The 25,986-nt window shown below is 30.9% G+C and carries 25 protein-coding genes and 2 pseudogenes; 21 read left to right on the top strand and 6 right to left on the bottom strand.

What is annotated here, in order from left to right; translation table 11 throughout:
• Positions 1 to 101 precede the first annotated feature (101 nt).
• Positions 102 to 3,554, top strand: a complete 3,453-nt coding sequence (locus HMPREF3125_RS07065) for a pyruvate carboxylase (RefSeq protein ID WP_046466560.1) — start codon at positions 102 to 104, stop codon at positions 3,552 to 3,554.
• Positions 3,555 to 3,608: 54 nt separating this feature from the next.
• Here the strand turns inward: HMPREF3125_RS07065 and HMPREF3125_RS07060 are convergent, their stop codons facing one another.
• Entirely contained in the window at positions 3,609 to 4,526 is a 918-nt protein-coding gene (locus HMPREF3125_RS07060; RefSeq protein WP_017637674.1) for a COX15/CtaA family protein, read from the bottom strand.
• 246 nt (positions 4,527 to 4,772) lie between these two features.
• Between HMPREF3125_RS07060 and cyoE the strand changes: the two genes are divergently transcribed.
• The 12 genes and pseudogenes from cyoE to hisIE all read left to right on the top strand — a co-directional run bounded on the left by cyoE (position 4,773) and on the right by hisIE (position 14,100).
• Entirely contained in the window at positions 4,773 to 5,684 is a 912-nt protein-coding gene (gene cyoE / locus HMPREF3125_RS07055) for a heme o synthase (RefSeq protein WP_017637673.1), read from the top strand.
• Positions 5,685 to 5,711: 27 nt separating this feature from the next.
• Positions 5,712 to 6,173, top strand: a complete 462-nt coding sequence (locus tag HMPREF3125_RS07050; protein ID WP_029055516.1) for a DUF420 domain-containing protein — start codon at positions 5,712 to 5,714, stop codon at positions 6,171 to 6,173.
• Positions 6,174 to 6,369: 196 nt separating this feature from the next.
• A complete protein-coding gene (locus HMPREF3125_RS07045; protein ID WP_046466562.1) occupies positions 6,370 to 7,413 on the top strand; it encodes a CAP-associated domain-containing protein in 1,044 nt (347 codons plus the stop codon).
• 19 nt (positions 7,414 to 7,432) lie between these two features.
• On the top strand, positions 7,433 to 7,867 hold the full coding sequence (locus HMPREF3125_RS07040) for a YlbF/YmcA family competence regulator (RefSeq protein ID WP_017637670.1): 435 nt from the start codon (positions 7,433 to 7,435) through the stop codon (positions 7,865 to 7,867).
• A gap of 246 nt (positions 7,868 to 8,113) precedes the next feature.
• Positions 8,114 to 8,932, top strand: a complete 819-nt coding sequence (locus tag HMPREF3125_RS07035) for an ATP phosphoribosyltransferase regulatory subunit (RefSeq protein ID WP_046466563.1) — start codon at positions 8,114 to 8,116, stop codon at positions 8,930 to 8,932.
• Between the two features lie 30 nt (positions 8,933 to 8,962).
• The gene (gene hisG, locus HMPREF3125_RS07030; RefSeq protein WP_070452773.1) at positions 8,963 to 9,577 is read left to right on the top strand and encodes an ATP phosphoribosyltransferase; all 615 of its coding nucleotides are present in this window, start codon (positions 8,963 to 8,965) and stop codon (positions 9,575 to 9,577) included.
• Positions 9,570 to 10,808, top strand: a complete 1,239-nt coding sequence (gene hisD / locus HMPREF3125_RS07025) for a histidinol dehydrogenase (protein WP_029055512.1) — start codon at positions 9,570 to 9,572, stop codon at positions 10,806 to 10,808. Before hisG ends, hisD begins: the two co-directional genes overlap by 8 nt.
• A 59-nt stretch (positions 10,809 to 10,867) precedes the next feature.
• A pseudogene (gene hisB / locus HMPREF3125_RS07020) lies at positions 10,868 to 11,446 on the top strand (imidazoleglycerol-phosphate dehydratase HisB).
• The gene (gene hisH / locus HMPREF3125_RS07015) at positions 11,443 to 12,021 is read left to right on the top strand and encodes an imidazole glycerol phosphate synthase subunit HisH (protein ID WP_070452770.1); all 579 of its coding nucleotides are present in this window, start codon (positions 11,443 to 11,445) and stop codon (positions 12,019 to 12,021) included. Before hisB ends, hisH begins: the two are co-directional and overlap by 4 nt.
• Positions 12,014 to 12,718, top strand: a complete 705-nt coding sequence (hisA, locus tag HMPREF3125_RS07010) for a 1-(5-phosphoribosyl)-5-((5-phosphoribosylamino)methylideneamino)imidazole-4-carboxamide isomerase (RefSeq protein ID WP_029055509.1) — start codon at positions 12,014 to 12,016, stop codon at positions 12,716 to 12,718. Before hisH ends, hisA begins: the two co-directional genes overlap by 8 nt.
• Positions 12,715 to 13,473, top strand: a complete 759-nt coding sequence (hisF, locus tag HMPREF3125_RS07005; protein ID WP_070452767.1) for an imidazole glycerol phosphate synthase subunit HisF — start codon at positions 12,715 to 12,717, stop codon at positions 13,471 to 13,473. Before hisA ends, hisF begins: the two co-directional genes overlap by 4 nt.
• Positions 13,470 to 14,100, top strand: a pseudogene (gene hisIE, locus HMPREF3125_RS07000) (bifunctional phosphoribosyl-AMP cyclohydrolase/phosphoribosyl-ATP diphosphatase HisIE). Before hisF ends, hisIE begins: the two are co-directional and overlap by 4 nt.
• Positions 14,101 to 14,173: 73 nt before the next feature.
• On the opposite strand, the gene HMPREF3125_RS06995 reads toward hisIE, so the two are convergent.
• Positions 14,174 to 15,094: a glycerophosphodiester phosphodiesterase family protein gene (locus HMPREF3125_RS06995; protein ID WP_029055507.1), complete on the bottom strand. Its 921-nt coding sequence runs from the start codon at positions 15,092 to 15,094 to the stop codon at positions 14,174 to 14,176.
• A gap of 270 nt (positions 15,095 to 15,364) precedes the next feature.
• On the opposite strand from HMPREF3125_RS06995, the gene HMPREF3125_RS06990 reads away from it, so the two are divergent.
• Positions 15,365 to 15,616 carry a YlbG family protein gene (locus HMPREF3125_RS06990; RefSeq protein ID WP_017637661.1) on the top strand — a complete coding sequence of 84 codons (252 nt, stop codon included), beginning with the start codon at positions 15,365 to 15,367 and terminating at the stop codon, positions 15,614 to 15,616.
• A gap of 26 nt (positions 15,617 to 15,642) precedes the next feature.
• On the opposite strand, the gene HMPREF3125_RS06985 is transcribed toward HMPREF3125_RS06990, so the two are convergent.
• Complete coding sequence (locus tag HMPREF3125_RS06985; protein ID WP_017637660.1) at positions 15,643 to 16,032, bottom strand: DUF7147 family protein; 390 nt, start codon at positions 16,030 to 16,032, stop codon at positions 15,643 to 15,645.
• 68 nt (positions 16,033 to 16,100) lie between these two features.
• Here HMPREF3125_RS06985 and rsmD point away from each other — a divergent pair, with 68 nt between their 5' ends.
• Positions 16,101 to 16,643 carry a 16S rRNA (guanine(966)-N(2))-methyltransferase RsmD gene (gene rsmD / locus HMPREF3125_RS06980; RefSeq protein ID WP_029055506.1) on the top strand — a complete coding sequence of 181 codons (543 nt, stop codon included), beginning with the start codon at positions 16,101 to 16,103 and terminating at the stop codon, positions 16,641 to 16,643.
• 1 nt (position 16,644) lies between these two features.
• Entirely contained in the window at positions 16,645 to 17,130 is a 486-nt protein-coding gene (gene coaD / locus HMPREF3125_RS06975) for a pantetheine-phosphate adenylyltransferase (protein WP_017637658.1), read from the top strand.
• A 59-nt stretch (positions 17,131 to 17,189) separates the two neighbouring features.
• Here the strand turns inward: coaD and HMPREF3125_RS06970 are convergent, their stop codons facing one another.
• The gene (locus HMPREF3125_RS06970) at positions 17,190 to 18,332 is read right to left on the bottom strand and encodes a nucleotidyltransferase (RefSeq protein WP_070452764.1); all 1,143 of its coding nucleotides are present in this window, start codon (positions 18,330 to 18,332) and stop codon (positions 17,190 to 17,192) included.
• 126 nt (positions 18,333 to 18,458) lie between these two features.
• On the opposite strand from HMPREF3125_RS06970, the gene HMPREF3125_RS06965 reads away from it, so the two are divergent.
• Positions 18,459 to 19,019, top strand: a complete 561-nt coding sequence (locus HMPREF3125_RS06965; RefSeq protein ID WP_070452761.1) for a YceD family protein — start codon at positions 18,459 to 18,461, stop codon at positions 19,017 to 19,019.
• Between the two features lie 78 nt (positions 19,020 to 19,097).
• Positions 19,098 to 19,271, top strand: a complete 174-nt coding sequence (gene rpmF / locus HMPREF3125_RS06960; RefSeq protein WP_017637655.1) for a 50S ribosomal protein L32 — start codon at positions 19,098 to 19,100, stop codon at positions 19,269 to 19,271.
• 57 nt (positions 19,272 to 19,328) lie between these two features.
• Here the strand turns inward: rpmF and HMPREF3125_RS06955 are convergent, their stop codons facing one another.
• A complete protein-coding gene (locus HMPREF3125_RS06955; protein WP_070452759.1) occupies positions 19,329 to 21,866 on the bottom strand; it encodes an NEAT domain-containing protein in 2,538 nt (845 codons plus the stop codon).
• A 160-nt stretch (positions 21,867 to 22,026) separates the two neighbouring features.
• A complete protein-coding gene (locus tag HMPREF3125_RS06950) occupies positions 22,027 to 23,217 on the bottom strand; it encodes an NEAT domain-containing protein (RefSeq protein WP_070452756.1) in 1,191 nt (396 codons plus the stop codon).
• 207 nt (positions 23,218 to 23,424) lie between these two features.
• Here HMPREF3125_RS06950 and isdC point away from each other — a divergent pair, with 207 nt between their 5' ends.
• The 3 genes from isdC to isdE are packed head-to-tail and all read left to right on the top strand — an operon-like array spanning position 23,425 to position 25,984.
• Positions 23,425 to 24,072, top strand: a complete 648-nt coding sequence (isdC, locus tag HMPREF3125_RS06945) for a heme uptake protein IsdC (protein WP_017637561.1) — start codon at positions 23,425 to 23,427, stop codon at positions 24,070 to 24,072.
• The gene (locus HMPREF3125_RS06940) at positions 24,072 to 25,106 is read left to right on the top strand and encodes a hypothetical protein (RefSeq protein WP_070452754.1); all 1,035 of its coding nucleotides are present in this window, start codon (positions 24,072 to 24,074) and stop codon (positions 25,104 to 25,106) included. The genes isdC and HMPREF3125_RS06940 overlap by 1 nt, the downstream gene beginning before the upstream one ends.
• Entirely contained in the window at positions 25,103 to 25,984 is an 882-nt protein-coding gene (gene isdE, locus HMPREF3125_RS06935; RefSeq protein WP_070452751.1) for a heme ABC transporter substrate-binding protein IsdE, read from the top strand. Before HMPREF3125_RS06940 ends, isdE begins: the two co-directional genes overlap by 4 nt.
• Positions 25,985 to 25,986 lie beyond the last annotated feature (2 nt).

Raw genomic sequence — 25,986 nt, 5'->3', positions numbered from 1 at the left:
CTAATATATATTAACTATAGAAAATAATTGCTATATAGGATAAAATTTTAATATATAAGTAGTTAGAAAATTCTAAATATTTAAAAGGGGTGTTTTTACTCTTGAAACACATCAAGAAGTTATTAGTAGCCAATCGTGGTGAAATTGCTATCAGAATTTTTAGGGCAGCAGCAGAGTTGAATATTAGTACAGTAGCAATTTATTCTAATGAGGATAAATCATCATTACATAGATATAAGGCAGATGAATCTTATTTAGTAGGTAGTGATTTAGGACCAGCAGAAAGTTATTTAAATATCGAAAGAATTATAGAAGTAGCTAAAAGAGCAAATGTTGATGCTATACATCCAGGATACGGTTTTTTAAGTGAAAATGAACAATTTGCACGTAGATGTGCTGAAGAAGGCATTAAATTTATTGGACCTCATCTAGAACACTTAGATATGTTTGGTGATAAAGTTAAAGCAAGAACAACTGCACTTAAAGCTAACTTACCTGTGATACCAGGTACAGATGGACCTATTGAAAGCTTTGAAGCGGCAAAGGCCTTTGCAAGTCAGGCTGGATATCCGTTAATGATTAAGGCTACAAGTGGCGGTGGCGGTAAAGGAATGCGAATTGTTCGTGAAGCCAGTGAATTAGAAGATGCATTTCATCGCGCTAAATCAGAAGCTGAAAAATCATTTGGTAATAGCGAAATTTATATCGAACGCTACATCGATAATCCTAAACATATAGAAGTACAAGTTATCGGTGATGAATATGGTAATCTTGTTCATTTATATGAACGTGATTGTTCGGTTCAAAGACGTCATCAAAAGGTAGTGGAGGTAGCACCTTCTGTAGGGTTACCTGAATCATTACGCTTAGAAATATGTGATGCGGCAATCCAATTGATGTCACATATTAATTACGTTAATGCAGGAACGGTCGAATTTTTAGTGTCTGGGAATGAATTTTACTTTATTGAAGTTAACCCTCGTGTGCAAGTAGAACATACGATAACTGAGATGATAACTGGAATAGATATCGTTAAAACGCAAATATTAGTTGCAGACGGTGGCGAATTATTTAGCCAAGAAGTTGGTATGCCAAAGCAAGAAGATATTCAAACATTAGGATATGCAATTCAATGTCGTATTACTACTGAAGATCCTTTAAATGACTTTATGCCTGATTCAGGAACCATTATTGCATATCGATCAAGTGGAGGCTTTGGTGTACGATTAGATGCAGGTGATGGTTTCCAAGGTGCCGAAATATCACCGTATTATGATTCTTTATTAGTAAAACTATCTACACATGCTATGTCATTTAAACAAGCAGAAGAAAAGATGGAACGTTCTTTAAGAGAAATGAGAATTCGTGGGGTTAAAACCAATATTCCATTTTTAATTAATGTTATGAGAAATGACCAGTTTAGAAGTGGAGATTATACTACTAAATTTATAGAAGAAACACCAGAATTATTTAACATTCAACCAACATTAGATAGAGGAACAAAGACTCTTGAATATATTGGGAATGTAACAATTAATGGATTTCCTAATGTTGAAAAGCGACCTAAACCGTTATATGAAACGGCTTCTATTCCTAAAGTATCACAAGCAAAGGTAGATACATTTTCAGGAACGAAACAGTTACTAGATCAACAAGGTCCAAACGGAGTAGCGAAATGGGTACGAGAACAAGATGATGTACTCATTACAGATACTACTTTCAGAGATGCACATCAGTCTTTATTAGCTACTCGAGTAAGAACAAAAGATATGTTAAATATTGCATCTAAAACTGCAGAAGTATTTAAAGATAGTTTTTCATTAGAAATGTGGGGCGGTGCTACATTTGATGTAGCGTATAATTTCCTGAAAGAAAATCCATGGGAACGTCTAGAACGTCTACGTAAAGCTATTCCCAATGTTTTATTCCAAATGTTATTACGTGCTTCAAATGCAGTAGGATATAAAAATTATCCAGATAATGTAATACAAAAATTTGTAAAAGAAAGTGCAGAAGCTGGTGTCGATGTTTTTAGAATTTTTGATTCTTTAAACTGGATTGATCAAATGAAAGTAGCGAATGAAGCGGTACAACAAGCTGGTAAAATTTCTGAAGGAACAATTTGTTATACTGGTGATATTTTAAACTCAGAAAGATCAAATATTTATACACTTGATTATTATGTCAAATTAGCTAAAGAATTAGAAAGAGAAGGTTTCCATATTTTAGCTATTAAAGATATGGCAGGATTATTAAAACCGAAAGCAGCATATGAACTAATCGGTCATTTACGTGCAGCGGTTAATTTACCTATACATTTGCATACTCATGATACAAGTGGCAATGGTTTACTAACATATAAACAAGCGATAGATGCTGGCGTAGATATTATTGATACTGCTGTAGCATCAATGAGTGGTTTGACAAGTCAACCAAGTGCCAATTCATTGTATTATGCGTTAAATGGATTCCCACGTAACTTGAGAACAGATATAGAAGGACTTGAAGAAATTAGTCATTACTGGGCTACAGTTCGTCCATATTATACAGATTTTGAAAGTGATATTAAGTCACCGAATACAGAAATATATCAACACGAAATGCCAGGTGGACAATATTCTAATCTAAGCCAACAAGCTAAAAGTCTTGGTCTAGGTGAACGTTTTGATGAAGTAAAAGATATGTATCGTCGTGTTAATTTCCTATTTGGAGATATCGTTAAAGTAACACCTTCTTCTAAAGTAGTAGGAGATATGGCACTATTCATGGTTCAAAATGATTTAAATGAAGATGATATCATTAATCAAGGACATAAATTAGATTTCCCAGAATCTGTAGTATCCTTCTTTAAAGGAGAAATTGGGCAACCAGTAAATGGATTTAATCCACAGTTGCAAAAAGTCATACTTAAAGGTCAAAAGCCATTGGAAAATAGACCTGGAGAATATTTAGAATCTGTTGATTTTGAAGAAGTCAGAAAAGAATTAGCAAACATTCAAAATACAGAAGTAACAGAACAAGATATCATTAGCTATGTCCTATATCCTAAAGTCTATAAACAATTTATTGCTACTAAGGAACAATTTGGGGACCTATCATTGTTAGATACACCAACATTTTTATTCGGTATGAGAAACGGTGAAACAGTTGAAATAGAAATTGATACTGGTAAACGATTGATTATTAAACTAGAAACAATTAGCGAACCCGATGAAAATGGGCAACGAACAATTTACTATGCAATGAATGGACAAGCAAGACGCATTTATATTAAAGATGAAAGTGTAAAAGCTAATGTAAATGTAAAACCAAAAGCAGACAAAACCAATCCAAATCATATTGGGGCACAAATGCCAGGTTCTGTCACAGAAGTGAAGGTAGCTGTTGGAGATAAAGTGAAAGCAAATCAAGCTTTACTCATTACAGAAGCAATGAAAATGGAAACAACGGTACAAGCACCATTTGACGGTACTATAAAACAAATCACAGTATCGAATGGAGATGCTATAGCTACAGGAGATTTATTAATTGAATTAGAAAAAGATCCATCTTAATAAATATTAAAAAAGCCGAAACATTCAATATTCAAGAATGTTTCGGCTTTATAATTAAGCTTTGTTTTTAAGACTTCTTGTCGTTCTCAACATTAATAAGATGAAATAAGCAATCATACCGAATAGGTAAGTAATAAATAAAGCATGCAACAATGCAATAAATAAATTTACATTAGTAATAACAGATAAAGCACCAGTTACTACTTGTAAAATAACTAAAATAAATGCAGCTGTATAGCCATATCTTACAGTACGATTATCACTATAGTTTTTAATTGCATGAATAAACGTAATCATAATCCACATAAAAGTAATAAATGCCATACCACGGTGTGCAAATTGAACCCAGTCATGTACATTATGTGGAACAATATCATCAAAAGGTACTGGCCAAGCACCATAAGCTAGACTTGATTTAGTATGTCTTACTAAAGCACCAGTGTATATAGTTAAATATACGATGATTGCCATTAACCATGTTAACGTACGTAATGGTTTTTGAATCATTAATTCGTCAGCTTCATACTTTTGATCAATTGAGAAAATAATTAATGTCATTAAAAATACTGATGAAAAGCTAACTAAAGAGATTCCAAAATGTAATGCTAATACATATGCATTTTGTTGCCAGATTACAGCAGCAGCACCAACTAAGGCTTGTAATAATAAGAAACCTATACTTATGATAGATAATGGTTTAATTTCTTTTATATACCCTATGTGTTTCCAAGCGGTAATGACTAGCCATATTACGACAATTAATGAAAGTCCTGAAACTGCTCTATGGCTTAATTCAATAATTGTTTGTATTGGTAAGTTTTGTGGAAGAAGTGCTCCATTACATAACGGCCACGATGAACCACAACCATCTTCCGAACCAGTTTTAGTTACTAGCGCACCACCTAATTGTACGAATGTCATAATAATTGTTGCTAAGACACTTAACCATTTAAGGTTTCCTTTTCTAAACAATGATAAACACCCCATCATTAAAATAAAATCTAACAACTATTCTCATTAAAAATGGTCATTTTGTAATTTATTTTAACGTATATATTTTTCTTTTACATTATATCAATGATACCATTTTTAATTACGTTACAAAATCAACTATTTGGAATGTCGTTAAAGTGTCACAATTTAATTTTTTAAAACCTAGTCTTTTATGACTATTTGCTATATCATTGTATTATATGAAAAAATTCTAGGAGGGGAATTATGAGTAAAGAACAAACATTGTCACAGGAAACGGGCCAAGTGACATTTAAAGAATTACAACAGATTATTAAAATGGGCCTTGTTCAAGGGAATTTAATCCCTGCATTTGCTGGTTCTTGGTTGGCTGTTGTAATGACAAATCACTCCTTCCTATCGTCAATACCTCAAATTTTATTAATGATTATAGGTTCTACATTAATAATGGGTGGTGCATGTGCACTTAATAATTATTATGATCAAGACATAGATCAAATTATGCCTAGTAAACAGAATAGACCCACTGTAAATGATAGAATTTCAGATAAGCACTTATTAATTTTAAGCTTTGGTATGATGTTAATAGGTGAAGGTTGTTTATTTTTATTAAATATACCATCAGGTGTTTTAGGATTATTTGGTATCATAGGATACGTATCATATTATTCAATCTGGTCAAAGCGACATACGACTTGGAATACAGTTGTAGGTAGTTTCCCTGGAGCTGTACCGCCATTAATTGGTTGGGTAGCTATAGATGGATCAATAAGTGTTGCAGCAATAGCACTATTTTTAGTAGTATTTTGTTGGCAACCAATACATTTTTATGCGTTAGCAATTAAACGTAGTGATGAATATTCATTAGCTAATATTCCAATGTTACCATCTGTAAAAGGATTCAATAGAACACGAGTAAGCATGTTTATTTGGTTAGTATTACTATTACCACTTCCCTTTATGTTATCTAGTTTAGGCACAACATTTATTGTTTTAGCTACTTTATTAAATTTAGGGTGGATGGCACTAGCTTTTACATCATTTAAAAAGAATACTGATCAAAATAAATGGGCAACTAAAATGTTTATTTACTCATTAAACTATTTAGTAGTATTTTTCGTACTCGTTGTAGTCGTATCACTTATTAAAATGATATAAATACAAAATTAAGTAAGGATGAAACATATGAACGTACCTATTTTACCTACAATAAGTACTTCGTGTATTGTCATTAGTGCGATATTAGTGGCAATTGGATGGAGACTTATTTGGAAAAGACAAATTGATCAGCATAAAAAAGTAATGTTATGGGCTGCCGTTTTTGCCGCAACATTCTTTATTATTTATGCTAGTAGAACAATCTTTATTGGTAATACCGCATTCGGTGGACCAGATAGTGTTAAAATTTATTATACTATTTTCTTAATTTTCCATATTAACTTAGCAACAATTGGTGGGATTTTAGGAATAATACAAATTGTATTAGCTTTTAAAGAGAAATTTAAAATTCATAGAAAAATTGGACCTATTGCTTCAGTAATATGGTTTTTCACAGCGATTACTGGTGTAGCAGTTTATGTACTGTTATACATCTTGTATCCAGGTGGAGAAACAACATCATTAATTAAAGCTACTTTAGGTTTATAATTGAATAAATAAGATTGTGACTGATAAAACTTTCTGTGTAGTTTTATCAGTTTTTTTATATTAAGAATCTAATCCAATGTAAGACACCATTTTGTAAAATTGTGCTTCGTAATTTTAGAAATAACAATAGACTTATCTTGATTATGAAATAAGTAATTATGTACAATAGTAATAATTCAGTTAAGGTGGGTGAAAGATGAAAAAATTAGTTATACGAATTTTAGGAGTTGTTTTTTTAGTATCATTTCTAATCTATTTATTTTACTCACCACGGCTAAAATTTGATGTATTAGAAAATCCAAATAAAAGCCAAAAAAGTGATAGAACGGAACAATTCAAAAATTCAAATAAAAATATAGAAAATCCAAAACCTAAAAATGGTGTAGGAACATGGATTGGTAAGGACATTGATCAACTTACCAAAAAATACGGTCAAGCTAACCGAACATATCCATATAAAGATGGCTATAAAAATTATGTATTCAAGAAAACAAATCAATATTACATTGTCAGTGTAAAAGACAATAAAATAAAATCTGTTTATGCAACTGGAAAAGATGCTCATATTAACCCTTTACATATAGATGAAAGCAATTCAAAAATATTCGAAAATACAAGCATCAATCCCGAACCTACAATCAAATCAAATAATAAAAAATATGAATTTGAATTATCAGATGAAGATTTAAAAACACAAACTTTAATTAAATATGGTAATATATATGCGCAAGTTTATTCAGACCAACAAACGAATAAAATCATGGCAATACGCTTTTTAGATAAAGATGCATTAGCTACATTGCAACCATATAAAACGAATGAATCTCATTCTACAGCGAATTTAAAAAATAAAGATATACCTTATGAACAAAATACAAATCAATTAGTGACACTTTATGAGGTAACTAATGAAATGAGAAAACTAAAGGGATTAAAACCGTTAAAGGTAAATAATGATATTGCACATATTGCTTCAATAAATTTATTTGACGCGACTAAAAGTGGTTCTGACTCAGTAGAATTTACTGAAAATGCTTTAAAACAACAATTAGATGAAAGAGATGTTAGTTATAAATCGACAAGTCAGAATGTAGGTTACGACTTTGATGATGTCCCAACATTAATCCATAGTTGGATGAACTCCGATATTCATCGCTCTAGAATGTTAAATACGAAATATGAAGAAATGGGCGGAGAAGTAATGAAAGATTATTATTCGTTAATTTTCTTAGAAAAATAAATGAAGGGTAGAATGACAAATGATAAATGAAGAAACATTGTCAATTTTAGATGACGTCGAAGCCTTATCAGATATGATAGTTAATTCAGAAATTTATGATGAATATATTAAAGCGAAAGAATTATTAAACCAAAATGATGAAGCACACTTATTATATTCGGCTTTCCTAAAGACCAAAGATCAATACGACGATGTAATGCGATTTGGTAGATATCATCCTGACTATAAGACAATTATGATGGAAACACGCCAACGTAAACGAGCATATGAAATGTTACCAGTGGTAATGGACTATAAGTCAAAAGAAGTAGCATTACAGAACTTAATTGATGAAGTTATTAGTAAAATTGCTTTAGCTGTTTCGGATAATGTAAAAATTGATACAGGCAATCCATTTTTTCAAACGACTGCACAAGGTTGTGCTTCAGGTGGATCATGTAACTGTTCTTTATAAAATGATTTAAATTTTACCAAATTTATAAAACATACAAGATATCTCTCCAATATTGATTAAACTCAATATTTGGGGAGTTTTTTAATTCATATAAACCCTTATGTTTAAAGATGGAGATCATATTAATTTTAATTATCAGCAAATTATGAATAAACATTGTTTATTATTTGTCTTTATGGTAACTTATAATACAACTATAACTTTACTACAGTAAAGCATTAAAGTCGGAAGTAAAGGAGGTAGAGTATGAATAAGCAAAATCAGATAATAAAAATAAAAGAAATTGAATTAGCATTCTTAAAGTACTTTTCAAATAAAAATTACAAACTTGTAGATATAGATTTAATTGAAAAATTAGATTGGAGTCATTTGACGAAAGAGGACTTATTACAAATGAAAGAAAGGAATTTTTGGCAAAATAACAATCACATTTATAGTTTAAGACACGATTTTACTGATCAATTACTACGTTATCATTCAATATTTCCAACAGATTTTAAGAAGGTTGCTTATTCTGGACCTATTGTCAGAAATAATGAGGTCATATCACAAATAGGTATCGAGAATTATTTGCCTATATATAATCAATTCAATGATAGTTTTAATGATTTCTACCATTTTATTAAAACGTATTTAAAAGATGATATTCAGCTAATTATTTTAGGTCATTATCAATTATTGAATGAATTATTAGAAGAAAAATATAGAACTTTAGTTATTAAAAACATGATTGAAGAGAGAAATCTATCGGGATTAAAACATCAATTACCGCATAATCATCCTATCTTAAAATTACTATCAGAAAGCACACGTCATCAATTATCAAAATTAAGTCAATATTTGGACCAATCATCTCAAACATTACTTACGTTAAAAAGTTGGGAAGAGCAACTAATCAAACAAGGTTTGACCAATATTCATTTAGATATTTCGGCACAACCATCAAGATCTTATTATAAAGGTGTTTTTATCAGATGTTATTTAAATAAACATGATACTAGCATACTAACTGGTGGATTTTACTCTGGTGACCTCCAAGGATACGGTATGGCTTTGACTTTATAATCAGCATATTCAAAGAATAGGGGTGACAATATGATTAGAGTGGCTTTAGCGAAAGGGAGATTATTAGAAAGTTTTATCAACTATTTAGAGGCAGAACAACTATTTTTATTATCAAATGGACTAAAGCATAGACACCGTCAATTATTAGTTACGATAGATGGTATTGATTTTATTATAGTAAAGGGAAGTGATGTACCAATATACGTGGAACAAGGCATTGCAGATATAGGTATTGTAGGTAGTGATATCTTAAATGAAAATAAATATAATATTAATAATTTATGCGACTTACCATTTGGACACTGTCATTTTTCCTTAGCAGCTAAACCTGTTACAAATGATTATAAAAAAATTGCTACGAGTTATGTTCAAACAACTTCACGTTATTTTAAAAACAAAGGAATAGATATTGAAATTGTAAAATTAAGTGGTTCAATAGAACTCGCATGCATTGTAGGAATGGTAGATGGAATTATTGATATTGTTCAAACAGGTACTACATTAAAAGCAAATGGTCTTGTTGAAAAAGAAAAAATTACTGATATTTCAGCAAGATTGATTACAAATAGAACACAGTATTTTAAAAAGGGTGAAGAAATAGAATCATTTATTAATATGTTAGGGGTGCAGATGATAAATGCTTAAAGCACAACAATTTTTAGAACTTTATTGTAACAATCAATCATTAGATGAGTCCTTATACCTGTTAGTTAAAAATATTTGTGATGATGTTAAAGTCAATGGTGATGCAGCCTTGAAAAAGTATAATTTAACTTTTGATCATGTAGACACAACATCTCTAGAAATTTCAAAGCAAGACATACAAAAGGCCTATGATGAATTAAATAAAGATACACTTAATGCGTTACACCAAAGCTATGAAAGGATTAAATCATATCAAGAAAAGATAAAGTATTCCTCTACTAAAAAGGGAGAATGTTATGAAGTTTACCATCCAATAGAACGCGTTGGGATATATGTTCCAGGTGGTAAAGCAAGCTATCCTTCTACTGTTCTAATGACGGCTACACTTGCACAAGTCGCGAACGTTGAAGAGATTGTTGTTGTGACACCTCCAAAAACAAATGGCGTTTCTAAAGAAGTTTTAGCTGCCTGTCACTTAACTGGCGTAAATCATGTCTATCAAGTTGGAGGTGCACAAAGTATAGCGGCGCTTACATATGGTACAGAAACTATTAAACCTGTTGATAAAATAGTTGGTCCAGGTAATCAGTATGTTGCGCTTGCAAAAAAATATGTTTATGGAGATGTAGGCATTGATCAAATTGCCGGCCCTACTGAATTAGCTATGATTATTGATGAGACTGCTCAAATTGACGCCATTACATATGATATTTTTGCTCAAGCTGAACATGATGAAATGGCTCGTACATTTGTTATTAGCGACAATGCTCAAATATTACAACAACTTCAGTTAAATATTGATAATAAATTAAAAACAATAGATCGTCATTCTATAGTGTCCAAAAGTATAGCCAATCATCATTACTTAATTGAAGTAAGTGATATGGAAGAGGCCTGTCATATTTTGAATAAAATTGCACCTGAACATGCATCCATTCAAACTAAACATCCAGAACAGTTTATTGATCAAATCAAATTTGTAGGTGCATTATTTTTAGGGCATTATGCTCCAGAAGCAATTGGTGATTATATTGCTGGACCAAGTCATGTTTTACCAACAAACCAAACTGCTAGATTTTCGAATGGTTTATCAGTTAATGACTTTATGACACGTCACAGTGTGATTAATCTATCAAAATCAACTTTTAAAAAGGTAGCATATTCTGCAGAAAGGTTAGCATGTGTAGAATCACTTAATAATCATCAACAATCAATACATATTCGACATTGACATATGGTAAAGCCATATTTAAAAGTGATTTTCAGAATTAACAACAAGGAGGAAGTTCAATGAACTATCAAAAATCACGTCAAACCGCTGAAACTTCTATTTCAATTGCTATAAGTAAAGAAAAGGAAAAATCCAATATACATACAGGCGTAGGATTTTTAGATCATATGTTAACACTTTTTGCTTTTCATAGTGGCTTATCATTACAAATTGAAGCTAAAGGAGATACATATGTTGATGATCATCATGTGACAGAAGACATTGGTATAGTTTTAGGACAGTTGATATTGGAAATGGTTAAGACTCAGCAAAGCTTTAAAAGATATGGTACAAGTTAAATACCTATGGATGAAACGTTAGCAAGAACTGTAATTGATATTAGTGGCCGTCCATATTTTTCATTTAATATTCAATTAAGTAAAGAAAAAGTCGGTCATTTTGATACAGAATTAGTAGAAGAATTTTTTAGAGCACTTATTATTAATGCGAGGTTAACTGTGCATATGGACTTAATTAGAGGTGGAAATACCCATCATGAAATTGAAGCTTTATTTAAATCTTTTGCTAAATCATTACAAGAGGCATTAACACCAACTCTTGAATTTGTAATACCTTCGTCTAAAGGTGTGATTGAATGATAGCTATAGTTGATTACGGTCTAGGCAATATTAATAGCTTGAAAAAGGCAATTGAATTCTTAGGCTACGAGACAATATTGACCGACAACGAAAGTATTATTTATAAGGCAGATGCAGTTGTATTACCTGGTGTTGGACATTTTAAAGATGGAATGACAGAAATTAAAAATAAAAGATTAGACACTATCTTAAACCAAATTAAAAACCAACCTATCATTGGTATTTGCTTAGGAATGCAATTGTTATTTGAATATAGTGAGGAAGGTAATGTAGAAGGACTAGGACTGATACCTGGACGAATAGTGCCAATCCATACAACACAACCTATCCCGCATTTAGGTTGGAATTTATTGAAAAGTGATCATCAATTACTTCAATGTGATGTGTACTTTATACATTCTTATCAAGCGATAATGAATAATCATGTTGTTGCATATGCAGATTATGAGTGTCAAATTCCTGCAGTAGTACAATATAACAATTGTATAGGAATACAATTCCATCCTGAAAAAAGTGGTGAACAAGGATTGGCAATTTTAAATCAGGCATTGAAAGGCGGTTTTATAAATGATTAACATATGGCCGGCAATCGATTTGATTGACTCAACGAGTGTAAGACTAACTGAAGGTAAATATGAATCTAAAGAGCAAATGACAATGACAGCTGAGGAAAGCATCCAATTTTATAATCAATTTGATTGTGTTTCACGTATACATATTGTGGATCTTATAGGAGCAAAATTAAAGCAAACTCAAGAATGTCATTATATTAAAAAGCTAAGATCATTATCTCAAAAACCTATAGAAGTAGGTGGAGGGATTCGCTCACAAGAAACTTTAAATCATTATTTTGATATAGGTATAGATTACTGCATAGTTGGAACTAAAGGTATTCAAGATTTAACTTGGTTGGAAAGAATGTCATATCTATTTCCTAAAAAGATTTATTTGTCTATAGATGCATACAAACAAGATATAAAGATTAATGGTTGGCTAGAAGATACACAACTCAATTTGTTTGATGTTGTTAAACAAGTGAATCATTTACCTTTAGGTGGCATCATCTATACTGATATTTCAAAAGATGGGAAGTTAGCTGGTCCTAATTTTGAATTAACAAGACAATTAGTACAACAAACTGAATTAAGTATTATTGCTTCTGGAGGTATTAGAAATCAAGAAGATTTAAACCAATTTGAAAAATTGGGTGTTTATGCTGCGATTATCGGTAAAGCTGCACATAATCCCAGTTTTTGGGAGGGGTTATCTTGATTAAAAAAAGAATCATTCCTTGTTTAGATGTTAAAGATGGGCGTGTTGTTAAAGGGATACAATTTAAGGGATTAATCGATATAGGTAGTCCACTTGAATTAGCACAATACTATAATGAAGCGGGAGCAGATGAACTTGTATTTTTAGATATTTCTAAAACTGAAAAAGGACATGACTTAATGTTGGAAGTTATCGAAACCATTTCTAAACAATTGTTTATACCATTGACTGTTGGAGGCGGTATTCAAACTTTAGATGATATTTCGCAATTACTTAATCATGGAGCAGATAAAGTGTCATTAAATTCTAGTGCACTTCAAAATCCTAATTTAATTAAAGAAGCTAGCCAAAAATTTGGAAGTCAATGTATTTGTATTGCTATTGATAGTTATTATAGTGCGGAACAAAATGACTATTTTTGTACTACACATGGAGGTAAACAATTAACCTCTATAAGAGTATATGATTGGATTCAACAAGTTGAAGAACTTGGTGCTGGAGAATTACTTGTAACCAGTATCCATCACGATGGTATGAAAACTGGCTTTGATATTGAACATTTATCAGATATTAAATCAAAGGTGAATATACCAATCATTGCTTCAGGTGGTGGTGGAAATCCTCAACATTTTCTAGACTTATTTAAAGAAACAGATGTATCTGCCGGTTTAGCTGCTAGTATTTTACATAGTAAAACATATACAGTAGCTGATATTAAGCACACATTAAGAAATGGTGGTGTGCCAGTAAGATGACAGTCACATTAGATTTTAGTAAAGGTTTAGTACCGGTCATATTACAACATTATGTAACGAAGCAAGTATTAATGCTCGGGTTTATGAACGAAGAAGCATTTAATAAAACAATGGAAGAGAACGTAGCAACTTTTTATTCAAGGTCTAAACAAAGATTGTGGACTAAAGGGGAATCATCGGGGCATACGCAACAAGTCGTTACGATACATACAGATTGTGATAATGATGCAATACTAATCGAAGTTATTCCTAATGGTCCAACATGTCATACTGGGAATCAAAGCTGTTTTAGTACAAAGACACAATTTGCAGTTCAATTATTGGAACATACAATAAAAGAACGATCTAGAACTAATCAATCTAAATCTTATACCAATTATTTGTTAGAACAAGGTATAGAAAAAAATCACTAAGAAATTTGGAGAAGAATCGTTTGAAGTTGTAATAGGAGCTATGAAAAATGATAACAAAGAAGTTATCAACGAGGCGGCGGATTTAATATATCATTTATTTGTCTTATTACATTCGTTAAATATTTCTTTTTCAGCAATTGAAAAAGTATTAGAACAACGTCATCATAAAAGTAACAATTTTAAAGGTGAAAGAGATTCTATAGAAAATTGGTAATACACATCGGTGTCTGTAAAAGTAAAAATCCTTAACGAAAAGGTGATTATTCGTTAAGGATTTTTGCTATTTATTATTTTAATGTCTCTTTAAATTGTTGTGCTAAATCAGGTCGATCTGTTACAAGTGTATGCACACCTTTTTGGTATAAATCTGTCATTAAATCAATACTATTAATGCCATAAAATCCTGGTACAATATTTAATACTTTTAACCATTTAATAAATCTAGAAGAAGTAAGCTTGATTCCTTTAAATTCGGTTGGCATTTGGAAAGTATTAGCTTTCGGATGGAATTTATGTCCTCTAAACGTATTAAACTTAATAAACGCATCTGCTACTTCGTTTTGACTCGCACCAATTGCTACAGTACCTTTACTTAATTGATCAAAGCGTTCAATTTGTTCTTTATGGAAACTTGTTACTAATACACGATGTTCTGCATGATGTTTAACAATTTGATGATAAATGACTTCAGGTGCAATAGAACCTTCATAACTGTTTGGATGATCTTTCAAATCAACATTAATATACATCTCTGGATAAAGCTCTAAAAGTTCCTCAAATGTTAAAATTTTAGCATCTTCATGTCCACGAAATGGATATTGACGATTTATATCTGTGAAATAATATCCAGCGTCTAATTTTCTTAATTCTTCTAAAGTATGTTCACTTACTTTACCTGAACCGTTAGTTGTTCTATCAACAGTTGCATCATGGAATACGATAAGTTCCTTATCTTTAGTGAGCCTTACATCTGTTTCGAATCCATCTACGCCATATTGTACTGCATTATCAAATGCAAGCTTTGTTTGTTCAGGTCTAACAGCCATGCCGCCTCTATGCGCAAATAAATATGGTGCTACACCTGTGAAAAATGGAGGGATTGCATTAATTTCACGTGGTTTTTTATTTTTATTTACATAAATCACACTTCCAACAATACTTGCAATTGCGAATGAACCATTGATGAACCACTTATTTAGTTTAACCATTTGATATCCTCCGTTGGGTATTAAAGTTATATTAACAGATATCCTTCATATTTGAAAAATGAAGTGCGTGAAGAACGGAATATTATTTTATTTTTTATAGACAAATATTTACTTGACGAATTAAGTATAGGAATATCCCATTATGAAGATTGGTTTTGATTTAATAGAATAATATAAATAGGGATGGAATATATGGAAGTGATTGTTATTTCATAAAATTTAAACTCATGATATGATAAAAACTGTGTATATTAAATGGAGTGAGCAAAGATGAATTTAGTTCAAAGAGTGAGCCTTATTGTTTATTTAAAACATATCAAACATGAAAGACAAATTAGAAAATATGGACACATCGTTCATTCTAATCGTCAACGTAAATTCGTTATCATGTATGTTAATGAAAGTGAAGCGGACGATGTCGTTAATAAACTAATGAAATTAAAATATGTTCAACATATAGATGGTTCACCATACAAATTTTTAAAGAAAACGTATGAAAAAGAAAAACACGAAGTCATATAACTCGTGTTCGTTAAGAAATGTGTTTCCTATTGTAATGGTGGTATCCAACGTTGTAATCGTAAAACGCTAATTAAATAGTTAAAATATAAGTCATTGTCATGGAAAGCTTCTGGAGGTTGAACATCTATACCTAATACTGGGATATCGTATTCCTCTGCTTTCTGGTTAATCATGTCAAATTTCTTATTACTATTTGGATATGGATATTTTAATGCATTAATCATCATATACATTGCTTGGAAATAATTACCTTCAGTCGGTTGCATAATGATAGCTACTGATGATAATTGCTTTTCAGTTTGTGGGGAATGAAAATAGATTATTTTATCAATTCTAGTATGGTTGTAGTCGATGAGAGTGGTGAATTCGAATAAATCTGTTAAACCCTCACCTAAAACAATAAATGATTGTTTCATTTGTTTAATCAATCTCCTTTTATCCCAAATTATATTAAATTATATTGTGAAATGGAAGTGTGAAAGTGATGCGTGTCATTGCGGGAATACATAAAAGTAAGGCATTAGAAAGTTTGGAAGGTCGAAATACTAGGCCAACTATGGATAAAGTTAAAGAAGGCATCTTTAATAGTTTACATGAAGTATCAGGTATAGCTTTGGATTTATTCGCTGGAAGCGGCGCATTAGGGATTGAAGCATTATCTCGAGGTATGGATAAAGTAATCTTTGTCGATCAAAATTTTAAAGCAGTTAAAGTGATTAAATCAAACCTTAAGCAACTTGATTTATTAGCACAATCTGAAGTGTATAAAAATAATGCTGATCGTGCGTTAAAAGCTTTAGCTAAAAGAGAGATTCAATTTGATTACATATTTTTAGATCCGCCATATAAAAAAGGTCTTATTGATGAAGCATTAAAAAGCATTGATGAGTTTAATTTGCTTAAAGAAAATGGTATTATCATTTGTGAGTTTAGTAATGAAGAACATATTCAAAGTGCACCGTTTAAAGAAATAAAAAGATATCATTATGGTTTGACAGATACATTGCTATTAGAAAAAGGAGATTAATATGAATAAGACGAAAGCAGTCATTCCCGGGAGTTTCGATCCAATTACATACGGTCATCTAGATATTATTGAAAGAAGTGCAGATCGTTTTGACGAAATACATGTCTGTGTTTTGAAAAATAGTAGTAAAGGCGGCACGTTTAATATAGAAGAACGTATGGATTTAATTAGGGGCTCTGTAGCACATCTTTCCAACGTGGAAGTACATCATTTTAATGGTTTATTAGTAGATTTTTGCAAACAAGTCGGTGCGAAAACGATTGTACGTGGATTACGTGCGGTAAGTGATTTTGAATATGAATTACGCTTAACATCAATGAATAAAAAGTTGAATAATAATATTGAAACTATGTATATGATGACTAGTACGAATTATTCATTTATTAGTTCTAGTATCGTTAAGGAAGTTGCAGCTTATAAAGCAGACATTTCGGAATTTGTACCTCCTAATGTTGCTGAAGCATTAAAAGAAAAATATTATAAATAAATAAGCAGACCGTACTATGCGACTCTTTTAATAGTCATCATCGATAGTACGGTCTTAAATTATGTTTGAATCACTGGTGTATTAAAATCATTTTGAGATTGTTGGCTTAATAAGTTGTATACATTTGTTGCTTTAATTTCGATAGGGAAATATGTAGCTGAAGATTTATTGATATTGGTTATAAAACGACGTTCTGGATATTGTTGCTTTAAATATTTTAAATAAGCGCGACCTTGTTCATTCATACCTAAAATTCTAATTGCTCGTATATCGTTTGTAATATCATGTTGATGAATATTGAGCAGGATATTCATTAGGATACGTTGTATATGTGTATAGGTATATCGTTTGGTTTTCGTTTTACTTAGTAATTCTTTAAACGAATTGACATCTTTGATGATTGTTTTTAATCTGTTTTCGAACCCTTCACTGACAGTATATATAGTGTTTAAAGTATTAGTGTCTTGTGTTAACAATTGATGTTTGATGTAAGGGAAAGTATCTTCAACTGTAGTCATTTGATTTTGATACAGTGATTTAATATTTTGAGGTACTACTTTATACCAATCAGTTTCTTGATTGATTAAAGATTGGCGGATGGAAGACCCACTCGCAAATTGTTGATGCTTTATTGTGTTATCACGATGTTGTGCTGACTCACGGTAAATCGTCATTGCTTCAATATGTGGTGCATATTGCTGGATTGCTTTAAGATATCCTATACTTAAGATGTTGTTAGGTGATTGTAAAATATTTAAAGTTTGTTGGTCTTTAATCAGTTCACTGATAATTCTTGGATAACTTTTACCTTCTTTAATTTTGGACTTGAATATAGGATTATTTTCTAATTCAAGCACGTGATTGACTGCATTTTGTAACTCAACTATATTACCATGCTCACTACCAAAAGATATTGTGTTAATATCGATATAATTCGCTACTTTAATAGCCATTTTTCCAAAGAAGTCTCCAGAAGATAAACTTGCGATAGTAGGTAATTCTACAACTAAATCAACAACAGAAAGTGCCATTTGAGTACGAATGAATTTATTGAATATAGCTGGTTCGCCACGCATTACAAAGTTGCCACTCATTATTGCAACAGAAACATCTGCTTGAGAATTTATTTTAGATTGTTGAGCATGATATAGATGCCCATTATGGAAAGGATTATATTCAGTAATCAAGCCAACACTTTTCATTTGCATTTCTTCCTTTCAGAATTCATTATTAGTATTGTAACAGAAGTACGTATGTTAAGAAAAAATCTTGACATATTATACTGAGAAAGTTAAAATAAATTTTGTGCTTGTTAGAGGTGAAGCCATATGAAATGGTCAATAACACAATTAAGAAAATATCAAGGTAAGCCTTTTGAATTTAATCAAACGGCGAATTTTGAGCATTTAAAAGAATCATTAGATCTCATTGATCTTTCTGAAATCAATGTTGACGGTAAATTAACTATCAAATCAAATGAAGTTATTGCTGACATACATGTCACTGGGACATATACGATGCCGTGTGCTCGTACTTTAGTTCCTGTAGAAGTGCCATTGGATGTAGAAACTGCTGAAATATTTGATTTAGAAGGTAGTGATTATTATACCGATGAAGAAGAGCAGGATGAACATTATCATCTAGCTACTGACGGTATGATTAATATTAAAGATATTGTTGAAGATTTAGTTATCATCGAAAAACCGATGCGTGCTTATTCAGACAACAGTGATCAAATGTTAACCGAAGGCAATGGTTGGGAAGTGATTGATGAAGATGAATTCGTTGAACTTGTCCAAGAACAAGATCAAGAAGACGATGGTTCAAATAGTAATCAAGTTGATCCAAGGCTTCAGAAATTACAACAATTATACGATAAAGAACAATAACGGTTTAATTAATGATATAATATTGTTAAATAAACTGATATCATTTAATTATGTGTTTAATTTTAAGGAGGATAAATCATGGCAGTACCTAAAAGAAGAACGTCTAAAACTAGAAAAAACAAACGCCGTACTCATTTCAAAATGTCAGTACCTGGTATGACAGAATGCCCAAGTTGTGGCGAATACAAATTAACTCACCGTGTTTGTAAAAACTGTGGTTCTTACAATGGTGAAGAAGTAGTATCTAAATAATTTTAGATATTATTAAAAATCCCGTCTGAAATTAATTTTCAGACGGGATTTTTTGTATTATTTTTTAGAATATTTAATTCTCTTTGGCAGAATAAAAGTTAAACCAGTTAACGCTAACAATAATGACCATGTCAATTCTTGAGATGAAGATTGACCAGTTTCTGGAAGAGATGTTGTTTTTTTCATGTCATGCTCTTTTGATTTTTGTTTATCACTATCTTTTACATTATCTTTACTCTCAGTTTTGGTTTCAGTTGTTCCTTTTTTCTTAACATGTTCTTTATCAATATCTTCATCTGTTTTGATATCTTTAGTAACACTTTCAGGTATTATTATATCGTCGTCTTCATCAACTTTTTGAGTTACTTCATTATTTTCGTTTTTATCGACATCGTGATCTTCGACAATATCTGCAATATCATCAACATTATGATCAGGGATTGTTGTATTATCACTATTTGATTCATTATTATCTACATTTTCATCTGTTTGATTATCAGTGTTGTCATCTTTAACTATATCAGTTATTTGAGTGTTTTCGTTGTTAGTTGTTGTAGTTGGGTCATTTTGATTATTTTCAGCATCAATTACTGGATTGTCTACATTTGTAGAAGATGTATCTTCAACTGGGACATCTTTATTTATAATTCTTACGTGATATTGACCATCGTAACCGATAGAAGATACTACGACTTTAACTATCGCGTTGTAAACTGCTTTATTAGGGTCATAAGGGAAAATTAATGTTCTAGTGTTTTTTTCTTTATCTTTAGAAATAGTTGTCACTCGTTCACCTTCGACAATAAAGTCTTTCCAATAACTATCTTCTTTAGTACGCATAATTACATATTGCTTACCATTTAATGTACCAATTTGGAAAGGATGTTCAACAAATCCATCCATTACTGACTCATTATTTTCTTCACTTTCAAATACAACAAAATTAGCATCATGTACATCCGTTAATTGATCGTTAGTTGGTTTTGCATTTTCAAACTCAACAATTGCTGATTGAACTTGTTGTTTTAAAGCAGCTTTTGTCTTTTCTAATTTGAATTTATATTCTTCTTTATATTTATCAGGTAAAGTTTTTTGTAACTTTTCTAATTCATATACTTGTCTTTCTAGTGTCTTCGCTTTGCGATATGGTGCTAATAATTTATCTACAGTATAAGTTTCATCATCTTTGTAATCATTAGGGTTATTAGTTATCGGTTGTTTGAAAACCATTAAAGTATAATCATAATTTTCGACTTTATTTTCACCAAGTTGAATAGATGATACAATTTTAACTTCTTTTGTGCCTACAGAAACTGGGAAACGGATATAAGCATAGTCTTTATCTGAATCATAAGATACGAGCGTAACAGGAAGTTTTTTGTCTCCTTCATAAATTTCAAAGTTTCTCCATGTTTGTGCTGTTTTTAATCCTAATTCAATTTCTGGTTGAGATTTAGTAAATATCACAGTTGCTGGATCTAATGTGCTTGCATAATGATAAAATTGTCTGTCACCGTCTTCTTTTTTCATTTCAAAATCAATAGGTCGTGTAACGGGTGCACTATGATCTTTATCTAATACTGCTGGGTTTTTAATAGCATCTTTTATTGATACATCAGCAGGAGGATAGACTGTATCAATAGCTTGTGACTGGTTTTGGTTAGTTTGATTTTCTTCATTTTTGTTTTGGCTATTATTTGGTGTTGTACCTACAGATTGGTTTTCATTTGGTTGATCTTGACTATTATTAGTTTGATTACTAACGCTCTGATTATTATCATTTGTTGAGTTTACATCGTTATTATTTGATGTTGAATTTACATTATTATCTGAATTGTTGATAGTGTTTGTTGGCGTTGTGTTTTCAGTTGCATTTTCCGAAGCATTATTACTGCTATTATCATTTAAAACGAGTGATGGGTCATTATAAATAGGTCGTGCGAATTCTAATTTTGTATAATCATAATTTGTTTCAGGTTCATTATCAATTTGTGTAGACGACACAATTTTAAGTTCTTGTGTACCATCAGTCACAGGGAAACGAATATATGCATGATCTGTGTCTGGATTATAAGACACTAAGTTAACAGGAAGTTTTGTGTTTCCTTCATAAACTTCAAATTTCTTCCAAGTTGAACCTGTATCAAGATCAAGTTCAACGTTTGCTTTAGTTTTTGTGTAATAGACATCAGCAGGGTTCTTAATACTAAAATAGTGATAATATTGTGTTTCATTATTTTGATCAAATAGTTGGAAATTAACTGTCTCTCTTGGACCAATATCATGAGGTTGGTTTTCAACTGCAGGGTTTTTAATAGCATCTTTTATAGACTGATCCGCTGTTTGTGTTTGATTATCATTATTTTCAACTGGTTGAGTTACAGGTTGAGATTGGTTTGATTGATCAGTATTCGCAGTAGATGCCGATTGATTTTGTACATTATTGTCATTTGAATTTTCGGCAGCTTGTGCTTGTTCATGAGAAGTAAAAATGAAAAGTGTACTTACTACTATCGAGGCTACACCAAGTGTAGATTTACGTATTGAATAAAAAGACCTTAATTTTGGGAAGTTATGCTGTTGATGTTTGTTCATGTTGTAAACAACTCCTATAGTTTTAATACAGATTGATAATCATTATCAATCGTTCACATGTATTGTAACTCAAAGTATAAATATATTGCAATCCGTTTTATAAAAAAATAATAAAACATATACTGAGAGATATCAACTTCTCAATATAGGTTTCATATGATTATTTAGAGTGCTTTCTTCTGAAAACAAACATTGTAATAGATGTGAATAGGGCAATCGTAGCCATAGCTAATTCATTAAAGTAACTATGTGAAGCTACTTTACCTGTATCAGGTAATTCTTTTGATTTGTTGTCGTCGCTATTTTGTGAGTTTTTAGCATCTTTATCCCCGTTATTTTGATTAGATTTGCTATCTTTACCTTCATCTTCTTTTTTGCCTGTTTTGCCACCTTTACCATCTTTACCATCTTTACCGACATTGTCACCAGTGTTTGTATTAGTTCCATTATTATTATTGCCCCCAGCAGCTGGAGTAGTTGGTACATTATTGTTGTCCCCATTAGCTGGAGTAGTAGGTGCATTGTTGTTGTCCCCATTAGCTGGAGTAGTAGGTGCATTGTTGTTGTCTCCAGTATTTGGAGTAGTAGGTGCATTGTTGTTGTCCCCAGAAGCTGGAGTAGTAACTGTATTATTGTCGTCCCCATTAGCTGGAGTAGTAGGCACATTGTTGTTATCTCCAGTACTTGGAGCAGTAGCACCGTTGTTATTGTCTCCAGTAGCTGGAGTAGTTACTACATCATTGTTAGGTTGAGATGCTGTATTACTATCACTATTAGTATTAGTTTCGCCCAATGTTGGAATAGGTTTCGCAAATTCCAAATGCGTTGTATAAGTATGATCATACTTTAAGTTTGGAATAACGATATGTATTCTTGATGTGATATTTGTATATCCTGGTTCTACTGAAATATCTAACGTTTTTGTATCGTTTGCTGTGTCATCATTAACAACATTGGTAGTTAATTCTTGATTGTTTTTATCGAAAAATTTATATTCTTTCCACCATGAAGCATTTGTTAATGTAGCTTGGAAATAATATTGATTATCTTTTTTAATTACTTTACCAGGATGCTTCATATATTCATCCATGTGTGACACTTCATTTGAACCATCTCTTTGAACTTGGAAATTCAATTCTTCAGATACAGTATTATTTTGTGATGAAGAAGGTGATACTGCTGTATTTTGATTATTATTTTGATTTGTTTCAGTAGCCTGCGCATGATTTTCTCCATTACTTGCATAAAGTAATACACTTAATAAAAGAGTTGCACTTCCAATTGTAAATCTTCTTAATGATGCATGTTTATTCTCCTTATAAACCTTAGGATTTAGATAATGTTTGTTCATGATGTTTTCCTCCTAAAAATGATTGTGCTATGTCATTAAAAGTGATTAACCAATTTAATTGAAAATGGTTATCAATAATAGTACCACAAGTATATCGTTATAACAATAATATAATTTTATTATAAAATAAATATTGACTTTGATAATCGTTATCATTTATTATTTTTGTAAAGACGTAATATTCGTCTTAAATGGGAGGTATATATTTTGAAAAAATTACATAAAATTTTTAGTGTAGCCGTATTGTCTTTTATATTGTTTTTTGCGACAACTGTTAATAATGCTTTTGCTGAAGATAGCGGAACGTTCAATTATGAAATCTTAAAATATAATACTAACGATACATCTATTGCCAATGATTATTTTAATAAACCAGCTAAATATGTTAAAAAGAACGGTAAGTTATATGTTCAAATTACTGTTAACCACAGTCATTGGATTACAGGTATGAGTATCGAAGGCCATAAAGAAAAAATTATTAATAAAAATGCTGCGAAAGATGAACGTACTTCTGAATTTGAAGTAAGTAAAGTGAGCGGTAAAGTCCAAGGTAAAATTGATGTATATATTAATGAAAAAGTAAATGGCAAACCTTTCTTATATGATCACCATTACAATATTACTTATAAATTTAATGGACCATCTAATGTAGTTGGTAATGGTAGTAGCAGTGCAAGTACTACTGGTAATGATACTACAGGGGGTACTACAAACACTGGTACTGGTGGTGTAGAAAACCCACAAACTAGTGCTGGTATTCCAGGATATATTTATATCGTTCCTGCAGTTGCATTGATGTCATTCGTTTTCATTACATTTTATGCTAAAAAGGTTAACAAAGGTAATGTGAAATAATGAATGTATCATTACAAACTAGCTTTAAAACGTTAATCATTTATTGTTGTGTATCGACATTTATGATTTTAAATAATAAAGATGCATTATTATTGGCTGATGAGATGAATAGTCCATCAGCCAATTCTTATAATACACAGCAAGATAACCCTCAGAAATTAGATGAAGCTATTTTTAAAGAATTACCTATAAAGACTAATAATATCTATCTAGATGTAAGAGATAAAGATGATAAGAAAGTAGAAGTATTTGATAAAAAAGGTCGACTTATTGTTAATAGTAAAAATCAAGTTTACCTAGAAATCAAATTATCTCTACATACTAAGATTGAAAATTATCAATTTTTGACATCCAATTCTCAGCCATTACCTTTTGTAACTAAAAGTAATGATAATACAACAATGATAAGAATATTATTAAAGCAAAATATACAAACCTTGGAAATGCGTTATAAACAAAATCTCCATGATAAGGAAGACAGTGTACTATTCATTCATTTAAAACAAAATAAAGATGATAAAGAAGACCAAAAAGATAAAAATCAGAATCAAATAATAGTTCAACAAAATAAGAATAATAATCAACAAACACGAACTACAGATAAAGATATATCTAAAAATAAAAAGACTGGTCAAAATAAACCAAAAGAATATAAGAATAGTACTCAAGAACAAAAAAACAAATCAACTACAACAAATATAAATGTGACTAAAAATAGTAACAGCAGTCATACTCAATCGTCTGGAAATTCAAATAATAATGATCAAAGTTTGAAAAATAATGTTGATTCACAATCAACTAAAATTCAAAGTACTAGGGACAATATTAAAAAGGAAAAAGATAAAACATTACCATCATTCAATAGAGATGATGATGTAAAGAAACATAAACCAAATAATAAAAAATATGAAAATAATCAAAAAGCAAAAAGTCATAAAAAAGAATATGCGATATTGGGCGTAGCTATAGTATTAGCAATGTTACTCCTAGTTGTATCTCATTTATTAATGAAAAAGCGAGGTAAAAAAGATTGAAACATGTAAAAACAATAATTTTAGGAATTATATGTGCTATTTTATTAGTCGCTTGTGAATCATCATCGAAATCAAAAAAAGAAGAAAAAGCTGAAAAATATAGAATTGTACCTACCACTGTTGCATTGACAATGACACTAGACAAACTGGATTTACCAATCGTTGGGAAACCAACATCTTATAAAACATTACCGACACGATATAAAGATGTTCCCGAAGTGGGACAACCGATGCAACCAAGTGTAGAAGCAGTTAAAAAATTAAATCCAACTCACGTATTAAGTGTGTCTACAATCAAAGATGAAATGAAACCTTTTTATAAACAGCTTAATATGAAAGGTTACTATTATGACTACGATAGTTTGCAAGGTATGGAAAATTCAATTACAGAATTAGGTAAACAGTTTAATAGAACTGAAAAAGCAAAAGAATTAAATGATCACTTAAATAAAGTGAAAAAGGAAATTGAAGACAAAGCTGCTAAACAACGTAAACACCCTAAAGTACTAATTCTTATGGGTGTGCCAGGAAGTTATTTAGTTGCGACAGATAAATCTTATATTGGCGACTTAGTGAAAATTGCTGGTGGAGAAAATGTAATTAAAGTAAAAGATAGACAGTACATTTCGTCAAATACTGAAAACTTACTCAATGTAGACCCTGATATCATTTTACGTTTACCACATGGCATGCCAGATGAAGTGAAAAAAATGTTTAAAAAAGAATTTAAACAAAATGATATTTGGAAGCATTTTAAAGCTGTTAAAAATAATAAAGTTTATGATTTAGAAGAGATTCCATTTGGAATTACAGCGAATGTTGATGCTGACGAAGCAATGAAACAGTTATATGACTTATTTTATAACAATAAAAAGTAATG

The sequence above is a fragment of the Staphylococcus sp. HMSC13A10 genome (genome assembly GCF_001808005.1).
GTDB classification, from domain to species: Bacteria; Bacillota; Bacilli; order Staphylococcales; family Staphylococcaceae; genus Staphylococcus; species Staphylococcus pasteuri.
The sequence above is the reverse complement of the archived record's forward strand: the minus strand, read 5'-3'. Positions and strand labels throughout refer to the sequence as shown.